General features: G+C 35.1%; 12 protein-coding genes. 9 read left to right on the forward strand and 3 right to left on the reverse strand.

Annotated features, from left to right (window positions below):
* Nucleotides 1-11 precede the first annotated feature (11 nt).
* Complete coding sequence (gene qoxA / locus GJU32_RS06630) at nucleotides 12-902, reverse strand: cytochrome aa3 quinol oxidase subunit II (protein ID WP_155591147.1); 891 nt, start codon at nucleotides 900-902, stop codon at nucleotides 12-14.
* A gap of 349 nt (nucleotides 903-1,251) precedes the next feature.
* Between qoxA and pdxR the strand changes: the two genes are divergently transcribed.
* The 9 genes from pdxR (at nucleotide 1,252) to GJU32_RS06675 (ending at nucleotide 12,306) form a co-directional block, all read left to right on the forward strand.
* The gene (gene pdxR / locus GJU32_RS06635) at nucleotides 1,252-2,682 is read left to right on the forward strand and encodes a MocR-like pyridoxine biosynthesis transcription factor PdxR (RefSeq protein WP_155591148.1); all 1,431 of its coding nucleotides are present in this window, start codon (nucleotides 1,252-1,254) and stop codon (nucleotides 2,680-2,682) included.
* An 845-nt stretch (nucleotides 2,683-3,527) separates the two neighbouring features.
* Nucleotides 3,528-3,923, forward strand: a complete 396-nt coding sequence (locus GJU32_RS06640; protein ID WP_155591149.1) for a hotdog family protein — start codon at nucleotides 3,528-3,530, stop codon at nucleotides 3,921-3,923.
* Nucleotides 3,924-3,926: 3 nt separating this feature from the next.
* Entirely contained in the window at nucleotides 3,927-4,895 is a 969-nt protein-coding gene (locus tag GJU32_RS06645; protein WP_155591150.1) for an MBL fold metallo-hydrolase, read from the forward strand.
* 79 nt (nucleotides 4,896-4,974) lie between these two features.
* Nucleotides 4,975-5,550 carry a LysE family translocator gene (locus GJU32_RS06650; protein WP_155591151.1) on the forward strand — a complete coding sequence of 192 codons (576 nt, stop codon included), beginning with the start codon at nucleotides 4,975-4,977 and terminating at the stop codon, nucleotides 5,548-5,550.
* 13 nt (nucleotides 5,551-5,563) lie between these two features.
* The gene (locus GJU32_RS06655; protein WP_155591152.1) at nucleotides 5,564-6,346 is read left to right on the forward strand and encodes an AraC family transcriptional regulator; all 783 of its coding nucleotides are present in this window, start codon (nucleotides 5,564-5,566) and stop codon (nucleotides 6,344-6,346) included.
* A gap of 387 nt (nucleotides 6,347-6,733) precedes the next feature.
* Complete coding sequence (locus GJU32_RS06660; RefSeq protein WP_230874964.1) at nucleotides 6,734-8,308, forward strand: ATP-binding cassette domain-containing protein; 1,575 nt, start codon at nucleotides 6,734-6,736, stop codon at nucleotides 8,306-8,308.
* 375 nt (nucleotides 8,309-8,683) lie between these two features.
* Nucleotides 8,684-10,213 (forward strand): DHA2 family efflux MFS transporter permease subunit, encoded by a 1,530-nt coding sequence (locus GJU32_RS06665; RefSeq protein ID WP_155591154.1) that lies wholly within the window; start codon nucleotides 8,684-8,686, stop codon nucleotides 10,211-10,213.
* Between the two features lie 189 nt (nucleotides 10,214-10,402).
* Nucleotides 10,403-11,014 (forward strand): TetR/AcrR family transcriptional regulator, encoded by a 612-nt coding sequence (locus tag GJU32_RS06670; RefSeq protein ID WP_155591155.1) that lies wholly within the window; start codon nucleotides 10,403-10,405, stop codon nucleotides 11,012-11,014.
* A gap of 5 nt (nucleotides 11,015-11,019) precedes the next feature.
* Nucleotides 11,020-12,306 (forward strand): MFS transporter, encoded by a 1,287-nt coding sequence (locus GJU32_RS06675; protein WP_155591156.1) that lies wholly within the window; start codon nucleotides 11,020-11,022, stop codon nucleotides 12,304-12,306.
* Between the two features lie 230 nt (nucleotides 12,307-12,536).
* Here the strand turns inward: GJU32_RS06675 and GJU32_RS06680 are convergent, their stop codons facing one another.
* Both GJU32_RS06680 and GJU32_RS06685 read right to left on the reverse strand, forming a co-directional pair.
* Entirely contained in the window at nucleotides 12,537-13,451 is a 915-nt protein-coding gene (locus GJU32_RS06680; RefSeq protein ID WP_155591157.1) for a C40 family peptidase, read from the reverse strand.
* A 665-nt stretch (nucleotides 13,452-14,116) separates the two neighbouring features.
* On the reverse strand, nucleotides 14,117-14,758 hold the full coding sequence (locus GJU32_RS06685) for a YczE/YyaS/YitT family protein (RefSeq protein ID WP_155591158.1): 642 nt from the start codon (nucleotides 14,756-14,758) through the stop codon (nucleotides 14,117-14,119).
* Nucleotides 14,759-14,824 lie beyond the last annotated feature (66 nt).

Below are 14,824 nucleotides of genomic sequence, written 5' to 3' on the forward strand. Positions count from 1 at the left end.
TCTCCTTTTTATTAATGATTGTTTTCTTGAGAAGCATGATCTTTAGCGTGTGATGTGCCATGTTGGTGTCCACCATTTTCTCCCTCAGGCGCTGGAAGAAACGTTAAATGTGTTCCGTTATAGGTTGATTGTCCAACATGTCCAGGTTCTAGCAATGTATTAAACTTTTCCTCCGTTAATAGTTCCGCTGTTTCCTTTACTTCCTTCACCCAATCATCAAATTCACCTTGAGTCATCGCTGTGACATTAAACGTATTTTCAGCGAACCCTTTCCCATTAAAGTTTGCATTTCTTCCCATATATTCACCAGGGCTATCAGCAGCCAAATGCAATGTATTCACCATATCGGCCATTGCATATTTTTGACCTCCTAATTGGGGAATCCAGAAACTCGTAATCGGTCCATAAGAGTAAAGTTTAAATTCAATTGGACGTTCAGCAGGAATATACAAATAATTCACTGTTTCAATATTCTCCTCCGGATAACTAAAATGCCATTTCCAGTTAGATGTCGAAGCATAGATAACTAATGGCTCTTCATGTTTGTATTTCTCTGGTGTTGATTCCACCTTATAATTACTTTGCACAGAAATAATAGACAGGTAGATAACAATTAAAACGGGAATACCTACACAAATTATTTCAACCTTTGTACTCCCTTTAATGTAGGGAGGTTTATAGTTTGGACTTTGTTTAGATGCACGGAAATTAATTAACATATAAGCTAAGATCGCGAAAACAATCAGGACGATAATGGACATAATCCCTATCGATAGCATAATATCTTTGGCTTGTACTTGTGCTTGAGGTCCCTTTGGATCTAATACTAACAACGGGTCACATCCGGTTAGCATAGTGACAATAGTGAAAAGACCAATTAATTTGAGCCAACTTTTTTTCATAAACAAACCCCTTTAACTGATTCTTTGAAGTGCTATAGGCTACTATGGGTTTGCATGGAATTTGATTCACAATTGATTTTTATATTAGGGGCGTCTAAGTGGAAAGACAAGGAGTTTTGCAATATAACACAGAATGTTCTAAAACGGGAAAAATGATTTTAGTATAATTTTATCGACATAAATACATACCCAGTAAGGGTTTTCATAGAATTCTATCGAATGAAATTTAAAATGGTTGGCGATAGTACACATAAAGTGGATGGTTAGTTAGCAATAATGTTATAGTATGATTAACTTTTTAGCTTTTCTGATATAGCTAAAAAAGAAGGCACGATTGAGGTGAGTATATATGGATTGGAAACCCGACCGACAAGCAAAAAAAGCTATCTATAAACAGCTTGCAGAATATATAGAAAAAGGGATTGCCGATGGGACATTTCCGCCCGACAAGCCTTTACCATCTGAGCGTTCCTTAGCGAATGCTTTGAATGTCAACAGAAGTACTGTGGTAAGTGCTTATGACGAATTGGAAGCAATGGGGTTTATTGAAAGGAATCAGGGAAGTGGTACCACCATTAGCAAAGATATATGGGGGATCACGAGGAAACGAATTCCTAGCTGGAATCGCTATATTGAGGCAGGTTCCTTCTTACCAAATCTACCTGTAACGCAAAAAATTAGAAAAGAAGCTGTTGAACAAAAATTAATTAATTTAGCTACTGGCGAATTATCAGAAGATCTTTTTCCTAAAAGCTCATTAAGAGAAATTACGGCAACACGTTCTTTTATTGGTAGCCTAGGGTATGACCATCCATTAGGAAGTGAAATCCTTCGAACTACTCTTTCCAAACATATCAAAAATAGCAGAGGGATTGGAACAAAACCTTCTTCTATATTAATCACATCAGGAGCCCAGCAAGCCTTACATTTAATTGTTCAATGCTTGTTAAAGCCTGGAGATGCGGTCGCCATAGAAGATCCTTCCTACAACTTCAATCTACCCATCTTTAAATCTGCAGGCTTACAAATCCATTATCTTCCTGTAGATAAGGATGGCATTAATCCCGATGATTTGCAAGTATTGTATAAAAAACATCGTATAAAAATGATTTTTTTAAATCCTGATTTTCATAATCCAACGGGCTCTTCGTTAGATTTAAAGAAAAGAGAAGCAATTTTAGATATATCCTCCAAGCTAGGCATCCCAGTAGTAGAGGATGATCCCTATAGCTTAACTGCCTTTTCGGGGGATAAAGTTCCTACACTTAAATCGCTCGACAAAAATGGCAATGTTTTATACATTAGCTCGTTGTCTAAAATTGTGGCCTCTGGATTACGTATCGGGTGGATTGTTGGTCCTACTTCTGTTATTGAACGGCTCTCTGACGCGAAGCAACAAATCGACTTTGGTCATTCTAGCTTTACGCAATGGATAGCTAATGATTTTTTAGAGTCAACAAATTTCGATATGCATATTAAACATTTAGTAAAGGAATTAGAAACACGAAGAAATGCTATTGTGCAAAGTCTCAACACTTATTTAAAAGGTCAGGTGGCGTTTTTAATTCCACAAGGTGGGATTCACATCTGGTGTCAAGTACTTAAAGAACATAATGAAACGCAATTACTAGAAGAATCGATTAAACGAGGCGTCATTTATGTGCCAGGTTCAACCATGGGCTCGAAAAAAGGATTTGTCCGTTTTACGTATGCAAGGGAAGATGTAAAATCAATCGATGAGGGAATTAAAAGGTTTGCTCAAGCGCTTAATAGCTTCTAGAATTTTTGTAAATTATAGACAAGTGGATGACTGAAAAAGCAGTAAAGTGGATGGTTTAAAATAGACGCAAAGTATTTATGATAGGGTCATGGATAACAACTATCCATCAAGGCTAGCTACTATCATGAAGGTGTGGATTGATTCACAATTGTTCACACAGATAATGAAATCTGTCAATGGTATGGAGGGTGATAGGACAAACCTGTTACTAACAATGGAAATGCTTTAGTGAAGAGGTAGTTGACGAACATTTGCTATTGGAAAAGGTTTATCAAAAATATATTTAACCCACTTTTAATAAAGAGTAAATAAAATTCACAACAAGTATCGTTTATCTTGATTCAGTAAAAGAATTCCTCCTCTATAGGGGGAGAGAATTGCTAGCTATGCATTTTAACAGGTATTCAAACGCCTTCTGAATTAAGATAGCCTCTGGCCGATGTCACAGATTTTGAAGAAGCGCTTTTTGAGTAAACTTGAATAAATCTGGACGCATTTAGCGTCAGTGGTAATGACGCTGGAGATTTCCACAGCTTTACCTGTTCTAACAGTCTCAATTGTTAGCTTTTGCTGCCGATGAGAAAAAATCAAGGCAGTCACACCTTATTATATTTTAATTCCCACAAAGGTATATAAAGGAAATAGGCACCCTTTGTATACGCACAATAAAATCTTAGTTAAAAACACCATTCAGTCACTTAGCCATCGATAGTCAATCGGCGCTAGGTGACTGTTTTTATATAAAAAATAATCGTAACAGTAAGATTAATAGTTGAGTAATAGTTCAAAAAGATTTAATATTCTGATTATAATAGTTTATTATTGGCTTTATAGGAGGGATATGGGTGGCTTTACAAGTAGGTGAAAAAATTACATTTGAACGTACATTTACAATGGCAGATGTTGAATTGTTTACGAAAGTTTCCAAAGATGAAGGGGTTCATCATATTACACCAGATGAACAAGGTCGTTTTGTCGTACAAGGGCTTTTAACAGCAACACTCCCTACAAAAGTCGGTGGTGACTATAACGTATTAGCCCGCAAAATGAATTTCGAGTTTCTACGTCCCGTTTTTAGCGAAGATACAATTCGTTGTGAAGTCATAGTTGAACAATTTGAACCAGATGAAAAAAATCGAACGGCGATTACTACAACATTTTCATGTACAAATCAACTCGACAAGGAAGTATTAAAGGGGAGCTTTTCTGGTATTATTCTATCAATTATTAATGGAGGTTAACCTATGAAAACTGCTGAAACTTTGTTTTTTGAACGTCCATTCCCAAGTGCAAATAGTATTGTTATCCAAGATGAACAAACTTTATTAGTTGATACTGGCTTTGGTAGTGATATTACACGAACTGAGAAGCTTTTATCCGATGCTGGGATAGTACCAATGCAGTTAAATGGCATCATTAATACACATTATCATAGCGATCATGTCGGAGGAAATCATTACTTTCAGCAGCAATATGACCTGCCGATTGCCGCACATCTTTGGGAAGGAGAAATGGTGAATCAATGTGATGTAGAGTCATGTGGTGCTCATTATTTAGATCAACCTGTCGAACAATATGTCGTTCAACAGCTACTTGTAGATGAACAAGAAATTGTGACAGGAAATAGTGCTCTTCAGGTTTTACATACACCAGGACATACTTTAGGTCACATAGCTTTATACGAACCAAAGCAGCAGATGTTGATTTGTGGTGATTTATTTCATCACAATGATGTCGGATGGTTGAATATTTTTCGCGAAGGCACAAACAGTATAAGACGCTCCTATGAAAGTTTAGAGCGACTTGCTAAACTATCAATAAAAATAGCCTATCCTGGTCACGGACGGGCTATCGAAGACCCAAAAATGATGATGGACAAAGCGAGAGAACGACTAGAAAAGTGGATGGAATCTCCTGAAAAAATGGCTTGGCATGCATGTAAGCGAATCTTTTCTTTTACACTGATGATGAAAAATGGATTAACGAGCAAGGAAATCACACCTTATCTGCTAAGCTGTGGCTGGTTTCATGATTTCGCCGTTCACTCTTTTCGAATAGAGCCCAAGGAATTTGTCAAACCTTTACTAGATGAAATGATTCGATCTAAGGCAGCCATATGGCAACAAGATAAATTAATGGCGACAGCACCATATGAAGCACCGAATCCAACATGGATAGAAGAGGATTGGAAACCAGGTAATTGGACAAAATAAATGTGCAATTTTGTACTATAATGATTTAACTAATAGATGTAATAATTCAAAGAGATAAACTTGAAAGGGAGTTTGCTTCTTGAATATTACATCTTTTTTAATGTACTGTTTTATTATTACGGCTACACCAGGACCAACAAATATTGTCATTTTATCAACGACACAGAATTATGGGATCAAAAGAGGTTTACATTTTTCTTATGGTTCTACGATTGCATTTTTTATATTACTAGTTTTATCCGCTTTTCTAAATTCACTGTTTTCAACATGGATTCCAAAAGTTTTGCTGATTATGCAAATTATTGGTACGACTTATATGCTGTATCTTGCTTACCAAATATACAAAATGGATACTTCCAGTAAGAGTGAAAATAAAACAGGAAACTTCTCATCAGGGTTTTTGATGCAGTTTTTAAACCCTAAAGTAGTATTATTTACAATGACAGTTATTCCAAGCTTCGTTTTACCTTATTACAATTCGCTTTTCGCGTTATCATTAAGTGTATTGGCCATTACGATTATTGGTTTAATTGCTTTCTTATTATGGGTATTATTTGGCGCAATCTTTAAACAATTTTTACAAAACCATAAAAAAATCGTCAATGTTTTCATGGCAATGTGTTTGGTTTATGCAGCAGTGATGATTTGGATTTAAAAGAGGTGAAAATATGCAAAGTTTTACATATAAAAAAACAGCTGGGATTACTGCGTTAAAGGCTAGTTTTACAGATTTTAAATACAAAAAGCACGCACATCAAGAATATGCTTTGGGCGTAACGTTAAAAGGTATTCAGCATTACTATTTAGATGGAAATGTACAGCTTTCGCATGAAAATGGCGTCATGTTTTTTAATCCCGAACAAGTCCATGATGGGATGGCTTATAATCGAGAAGGACTTGAATATGTAATGCTTTACATTGACCCTGCATTATTTTTAGAGGCCATTCAAAAAAAGGATATTGTCAGTTTTGAGAAACCCATCATCTATAATAATCATATCAAGCAACAGATACTAAAGCTGTCACATGCCATTTTAACAGAAGAAAATTCCGCACGATGTAATGAATTGTTTTTACATTTAACAGACTGCTTAGTGGCACAAGATGTTAGTTCATCAATGAAAATGGATAGTTTTATTATAAAAAAAGCCAAAGAAATCATTCATTCACATGTTGAAAACGTACTGAAAATTGAAGATATTTGTCAGGAGCTACAAATGACGACATTCCAATTCATTCGTTTTTTTAAAAAGCACACGGGGATCACACCTTACCAATACTTCTTAAATTGTAAAGTGGAGCGAGCTAAATCCATAATTGAGCAAACAGGTGATATTTATGTAGCAGTCGCACAATGTGGCTACGTTGATTTAGCTCATTTAAACAAGCAATTTAAATGTATTTTTGGCACAACAGCTTTTGAGTATTTATCTTTTATTCATAATAGGTAATACAAAAGTGACTGATAGACACCAATAAAATTGACAATAAATAGAATAATATGGTAGATTGAAAATACTTAATTGGAACGGAGGGTGAAGAATTTGAGCAATTGTTTATCTATTAGAAAAGTTAATCTCATAATAAATAAACAAGAAGCTAATCTTCACCTATCATATTTTGAATTTACTACTCTATGACCTTTTATCTTGTCCTTTATACTCGGAAACGCTTGTTTTACCTTTTTTCAGCGATTGTTCAATCACCAGCTGAATGAGGAGCTTTTTGAGCAAGCTTGAAATCTGGACGTGATGACGCCGAGTCGTAATTGAAACATAGGGTGAATACTTTCGATGAGCGAGATGCTTCTGTTTATAAACAGAGGCATCTTTTTTATTTTGATTAAATTTAAGGGTGATGCACATGAACAACTAACAATCAAAGGAAAATCAAGTAAAAATGAAAGGGGCATCTACATGATAGAAATTCATAACCTTACCATTAAAACCATAAAAGACAATCGGACGCTAATTGATCACCTCCAGCTTAGTATTCAAAAAGGAGACAAGATGGTCATTATAGGAGAAGAAGGGAATGGTAAAAGCACTTTATTAAAATGCATTTACAATGAACAATTGATTGCTGATTATTGTACGTATGAAGGAAAAATTCTTAAAAACGATTTTTCACTAGGTTATCTTTCACAGGAGCTATCGGCACAAGAAAAAATGCAGACTATCACGGAGTTATTTTTAGAAAACAATTGGAATAAAGAATTGTTGCAAGCCATGGAGGATTTCAGAATTGAATCATTTGTTTCAGACAAAAGAATAGGAGATTTCTCAGGAGGGGAGCGATTTAAGTATCGTTTTTTAAAATTACTCGCTATGGATCCAGATATTCTTTTATTAGATGAACCGACAAATGATTTGGATATTAACACAATAGAATGGTTAGAAAAATTTATTCAACAAACTTCGATACCTGTTGTTTTTGTATCACATGATGAAACATTTATTCGTCAAACTGCTAACGCAATTATTCACATCGAGCTTACAAATCGCAAGCAAACGCCTAAATATACATTGACGAGAGAGCCTTATGAAACATACCTTGCCCATCGAGAAAATAATTTGCTTAAACAGGAACAGGTGGCAAGAAAGCAAGCGGCCGATTATAAAAAACAAATGGGGAAGTGGCATGATGTTTGGAACAAAGCAGAGCATCAGCATCAACATGTATCTCGTTCAGATCCCAGATTACAAAAGAAAATAAAGTCATTAAAAAATCAAAAAAAGCGCCTGGAGAGAGCGACAGATAATTTCCTAGAGATGCCAAGTGTAGAAGAGGCGAGTGAATTTCACTTTGATTCCTTGATACATGTCCATCGCCAGAAAAAAATACTTGAGCTATCATTAGAAACACTTCAAATAGCCAATAATCAACTTTCACAAAATATAAAGTTATCCATCATTGGACCAGAAAAAGTGGCGATTATTGGGGAAAATGGCGTCGGAAAATCAACTTTATTAAAATTAATAATGGATAAATTACAGGAACATTCTTCATTAAAAATAGGATACATGCCACAGAATTACGAGGATTTACTGGACCCAAGTCAATCTCCCATTAATTTTCTAGTCACTACTGGTGATAAAGAGGCGATGACAAGAGCTTTCACAATTTTGGGTAGTATGAAATTTACAAGCGATGAAATGCAGCAGAAGATTGGCAATTTGAGTGGGGGGCAAAAAGCGAAGCTACTTATAGTAAAAATGATTATGGAGCGCTGTGAGATATTGATTTTGGATGAACCAACAAGAAACTTTAGCCCTTTGACAACGCCTGTTTTGTGTCAGGCATTAGCACAATATAGAGGGGTTATTATTAGTGTTTCACATGATCGTCGCTACTTACAAGAAGTAGCCACAACTATTTATGAATTAACTAGCGCAGGGCTAATAAAAAGGTGAGGACAAACAAAAAAGTCGAATTCCTATCGTTTAGGAATCGACTTTTTTGTGAAAATCATTTATGTATAACAGATTGAAATTTACTATGTCTTATGGTAAATTTATAAAGATAGACGATGTATAATTAACTTTACGCAAATTATCCCTATTTTAATTATACAATACACTCTATTCTTTCGTCAACAATTTTAATTTTATTTTTTTGAGGGGTGGTTGCGATGAAATCAGCAGGAGCAAAACAGCAGATTGGGGGAAAAAACTACTCATCTCGATGACGTTGTAGTTCAAATTTGTTAAAGACTTAGAGGCAAATAAAAGGCTTTATAAAAATGCAAATGAAATTGAAAAAGATAAAGAAAGTAGGACTGATACTATATGTCGGAGAACACCATTTCTGTTGAGACAAAAGCGCCATACGGCATGATTGCCATTTTATTTATCGGGGCCTTTGTTGCGATTTTGAATGAAACATTACTTAATATTGCTCTTCCTGCCATTATGGAAGAATTTGATGTTAATGCAACTGCAGTACAATGGCTATCAACAGGTTATATGTTAGTTAACGGTATTTTAATCCCCGCAAGTGCGTTCTTCATTCAGCGCTTTACCGATAAAAGGCTATTTATTATTGCGATGGCCTTATTTACTTTGGGAACATTCATCGCAAGTATTGCACCTGCCTTTGGTGTGTTACTAGGGGCTCGAATGATTCAAGCTGCAGGCTCAGCAATTATGATGCCTTTATTAATGAATGTTATGTTGACTGCATTTCCAGTCGAAAAACGAGGGGCCGCAATGGGGATGTTCGGCCTCGTAATGATTACAGCACCAGCCATTGGACCAACACTTTCTGGCTGGTTGATTGAGCATTATAGCTGGAGAATGTTGTTTGATCTTGTTCTGCCAATTGCCATTTTAACGTTAATTTTCGCAGCCTTTAAATTAAAGAATGTTACACCACAACGTGCGATTAAGTTGGATGTCATGTCTCTTGTTCTATCAAGTATAGGGTTTGGTGGCTTGTTATATGGCTTTAGTTCGGCAGGGGAAAAAGGTTGGGACAATATATTTGTCTATGGAACGATTATTATTGGAGCACTCGCTTTAATTACCTTTATCCTTCGTCAACTACGAATGGATGAACCAATGCTTGAGTTTCGTATTTTCAAATACCCAATGTTCGCTTTGTCATCAGCGATTTCCATCGTCATTGCGGTAGCCATGTTTTCAGCGATGATCTTAATGCCTATTTACGTACAAACCATTCGTGGGATTTCACCAATGGATTCTGGTTTATTAATGCTACCTGGTGCGATTGTTATGGGGATTATGTCACCAATTACAGGGAAGCTATTTGATAAGTATGGGGCAAGAAGCTTGGCTGTTTTCGGCTTGATTATTACGATTGTGACATCGTATTACTTTAGCAAAATTAGTATGGATACTGCCTACTCAACACTTGTTCTGTTATATACATTACGTATGTTAGGGATGTCAATGGTTATGATGCCTGTTATGACAAATGGTTTGAATCAGCTTCCAGCACATAATAATCCACATGGAACAGCGATGAACAATACCTTACAGCAAGTATCTGGTGCGATAGGTTCTGCAGTTTTGATTACCATCATGAACAATAAAACAACTGCAAGGGCAGAAGAATTAGCTGCAAGTACAATGAACAATATGAGTGCCAATGCAGCACAAGCATCTACACAATCTGCCACTGAATTACAGCAACAAATTATGAATGAAGCCATGCTACATGGTATTAATTATACCTTCTTCCTTTCAACATTGATTGCGGTGATTGCACTTATCCTCGCTTTCTTTATTAAGAGAGTCAAACCTAGTCATGAAAGTACTACAGGTGGAGAAGTTGTTGGAAAACAGTTAGAGGAGTAGCGAATAGGATAAAAAACGGGTGTTGCTTAGCTTAAGCAACACCTGTTTTTATAAATACGAAATGTTATAGTAATGAAACATAATTTACGTAACTGTAAAAATAAGTATAAAAAATAAATTGACAGTGGAAACAAATTACAATACAATTTGATTGATTCATCAATCATTTTTTTGGAAAGGAGTTTCAAAATGGAACCTAAACTTACTATTAATGAAAAAAAGAAAATAAAACGCGCTACTATTCTAAACGCTGCAATCAAATTATACAGCGAAAATGGTTTTGCAGAGACAAAAGTGGCCGAAATAGCAAAAGAAGCAGGAGTTAGTTTTGGAACAGTATTTACGTATTTTGATTCTAAAGAAGCACTTTATGAGGCAACGATTTTAGAGCCATTGGAGGAAATTAAAACTTACTTTATCGAGATAGAAAAACACTTTAAAGGTGATCCTCTTGATAGTGTGAAGGAAATGATAGATTGCCATGTACAACTGTTTTCAATGAGAAGTGATTTTCTACGCCTAATTCAACAGGTTCTTGCGAGACCTGATCGATATACAAAACTTTTTAATGAGTTAAACGATTTCGTCAATGGGTTTATAGTCAGTATTCACCCAGTTATTGAAGCAGGACAAAAGCAAGGTTACTTTTATGAAGAATCCACATCATTAATAGCCGAGTCATACTTATCCATCTTGAATGGGATGCGTTTAACGTTTATAGATGAGTATACAAACTTGATGTGGAAAGATATAACGAGACAAGCTCTTAGATTATTTGGTCCTATTACTAATAAGGGGTGAGTTAAATGAAATGGAAGGATATCCATCCTAATGTCAAACTTCGTCTAGCTATGCAATTTCTAGGAAGCCTTATTACAATGGCTGTTATACCTTTTCTAGCTATCTATTTTTCTCAAAAAATCGGAGCTACTCAAACAGGAATAATACTAATTATTATTGTAGTAAGTGGTGTTATTGGTGGTATTATAGGAGGTCATGTCTCAGACAGAATAGGCCGAAAAAAAATAATGATTTATTCTGAACTAGGTTTATTGCTTTCGTATTTGTTTATAACACTTTGCAATTCCCCTTGGTTTGACTCACCCTATTTTTCTGCAGGATTTTTTATCATCAATATGTTTTGTGGCGGCATGTTTCAGCCAGCAGCACAAGCTATGATTATAGATATTACTAATCCCGATTCTAGAAAGTTTGTTTTTACAATTAGCTATTGGTTGGGGAATTTAGCAACTGCTATTGGCGGAATCATTGGCGCATTTCTTTTCAAAAATTACTTATTTGAACTATTTATTGGGATAACACTAATCTCTCTGTTATCTGTATGGATAACGATATTTTTTATTACGGAAACCTACATACCCAAACCTTCTACTAAAGCACCTAATCATCAACAAAATTTTGCATTAAAAGAGATGTTTAATAGTTTTTCTATTGTTTTAAAAGATAAGCTGTTTATGTTTTATATTATGGGGGGGATTTTAATCTTTTCTCTGGAGCAGTCGTTAACAAACTATATTGGGATACGTCTTGAAAAAGATATACCTCATCAGTCAGCTTCATTTTTTACTATAGATTTCATGCTTGATGGTACAAAAATGTTAGGCTTTCTCCGCACAGAGAATACAATTCTTGTAGTACTTTTATCCAGTGTTATATTATTCGTCTTTAGAAAGTGGAGTGATCGCTGGACGCTAGCTACAGGGATGCTGATTTTTTCGATATGTTTTAGTATTTTTGCTGTTACAAATAATGTGTTAATTCTTTTTATTGCTATGTTTATTGGAACAATTGGTGAACTGATGTATGTTCCTATTAAACAAGCGATGCTAGGTGAAATTGCACCACCTAACGCGCGTAGCACCTACATGGCATTTAATAGCATGACTCTCTACGGGGCAATGGTTATTTCTTCGTTACTTACCATCATTGGAGAGTGGATTCCTCCAATTTATATGGGAGGATTACTGCTTATACTAGGATTAACTGGTACATTTTTGTACTTTATCGTCACAAAAAAACTATACTCTAAAGCTAGTGAGGAAAATGAAAGTAAAGTACCTGTTTCTTATTAGGAGTTCATTTAGAAAACAATAGCCTGTTTTAGGAATCATCGCGTTTATGTTAACGCTAATTGTTCTATCTAATAATCCAACAACCAGAATAATTTTTAAGTCAGTACAAATAGTACTGGCTTTTTTTCATGATTAAAGCTATGGGAGAAGGAATAGGAGGGATACAAGGGGCGTAATAAGTACAAGGAATAAAGGCATCTCATCCATAGATGAAATGCCTTTTCAATGAATTATTGAGTTAATCGTTGTAAAAAGGCATCTAAATGTACCAGTGTTACATTGTCGTTTACTCCGAATGTGCTGTCGCCTTTACCTACTGTAACTTTATTAGAAGCAAGGATAGCTACATAGTTGTTAGCCCAATGAGCATTTGGAACATCTATAAATTGTTCTGCTGTTCCTTGTTGTTTTAAATGAAATGCTTCCACTAAAACTTTCGATAATTGACCACGAGTAATCGGGGAACCTGGATTAAATTTCCCATTTTCATCACCAGTAAATACGCCGATTTTTTTCAGTGCTTCAGCAGCACCTGCATATTTAGAAGATGGTTTGACATCAGGGAAACTTGAGTCTGTATTACTAGTATTTAAATGTAATTTGTTAGCTAGTTGAAGCGCTACCTCTCCGCGAGATGCATAAATGTTAAAGTCTATTTCTGCATCTTTTACTTCGCCAAAATCATTTTCAGTAAAGTTTGCAATACGTTTTGCTCCTACGTAACGAGATCCCCAGTAATAAGGGTCGTTGATTTTGTCTATTTTAACCCCAGAACTTGTAGTAGCAGAAATAAAACTGCTGTCACCTATGTATATGCCAACGTGTGAAACACCGCTTCCAGAAGTATTAAAGAATACGAGATCACCCGTTTTTAAACTGTCTTTTGAGATAGAAGTACCTTGCTGATATTGAGCTTTAGATGTACGCTCTAGTGAAATACCTAACTTAGAAAAAATTAATTGTGTATATGCTGAGCAATCAATACCTGTCTTAATGTCAGTTCCTCCATATTTATAAGGAGCACCTATATATGCTTTTGCTGTATTTGTTATATCTGCTATTGTCGCCGCTTCCGCATCATGAATACCAACGCCTGTAAAGAACATAAACGATGCGAAAATGGGTAGTAACCATTTTTTCTTCAATTAAACCTTACCCCTTTCAAAAAGCTTCCGCCTTTGAACTAAAGTAAGAATAGCATGAAATAGGGAAGAGTTATTTTTCAATAATATTACTGATTATGACTAAACAACAAAATTGAAATCTTAATTTTAACTCTGTAAAACTTCTGCAATAATCATGGGCAATTTTACTAAAAATATATGAAGTTAATGGATAAAAAGGGACTAAAGTGTTAATTTAAATGTTTCATCCAATTGAAAAACTGTGAATAATAGTTTTATAAAGTAACAGTTATCCAATCAATAAGTGACTCTCCTCTTGTAGAAGATAGGAAAGGGAACTACCCTGTAGTATTGCGGAATTAGATAATTTCGAAAGGTGTATGAGAAGGATTCATTCAACCTTATTAAATTATTGGATATATACGAATCGTAAGGCACAGCGTTTATGGTTAGATGTAAAAGATAAAACAGGGCTTCGCGGTTAAAGGGGACAATAAGGGAGTGTCTAAAAACTGATCAAATTTTTGAGTCTCTACATATTATGTATATTTTAAAAAGGAAATATTAAAGGTCTTTTAATAAGAAATCCTGATTAAGTTGAAGCCTGAATTGAGTCAGCCATATTCAACAATAAAAATTAACCAGAACTCTATCTTGATCGAGTATCTGGTTTTATATTTTATCGTCTAGTTTCTATGCTCTTCATATGGATTATTTTGTGATGTATTAGCGTGTATAAGTATGTTATCGAGTATTCTTCTAGTAATTGGCATAAAGAAATGGAGGATAAATCCTCCCAAACAAACTGTTAATAATGTTCCGATCCCGATTGGCCCTTTAAACAGAAATGCCAATAATAAGAATAAGAGATAAATAACTGTTCTTGAGAAAAAGATAGATGTTTTCGTTAATTCTTTAATAATTAAGGTTAATCGGTCAACTGGAATTGGCGCAAAATTTGTATGTAAATAGGTTGCCGTCCCTAAGCCTGTTACGACTAAACCAATTCCAAAACAGACGGCCTTGCTATACCATATTGCAGGTGTTACTAAATTGTGTAATAAAAATAGCCACATATCAATCCCTAAACCTGTTATACATGCTGTGATTAAACCTAACAATTCTGGTCTTTGTCTTGCTAATGCTGAATTACAGGCAATCAATATGAAAGCAAGTATGATCTCCCAGCTTCCTACAGTTAACCCCACATTTTTAAATAGTCCTACCAAAAGGGCATCAAACGGGGAAGTGCCAAGGTTAGATTGAATTGTGAAAGAAATACCTAACGTTAAGATTAAAATGCCTATTACATAAATAGCATATTTCACTACAATACCTCTTTTCATCATTTTTATTGCAAATACAATAAAATTGCGTTAAATTGAATATATACT

It is taken from the genome of Lysinibacillus cavernae, assembly GCF_009724685.1.
Taxonomy (GTDB): domain Bacteria; phylum Bacillota; class Bacilli; order Bacillales_A; family Planococcaceae; genus Lysinibacillus; species Lysinibacillus cavernae.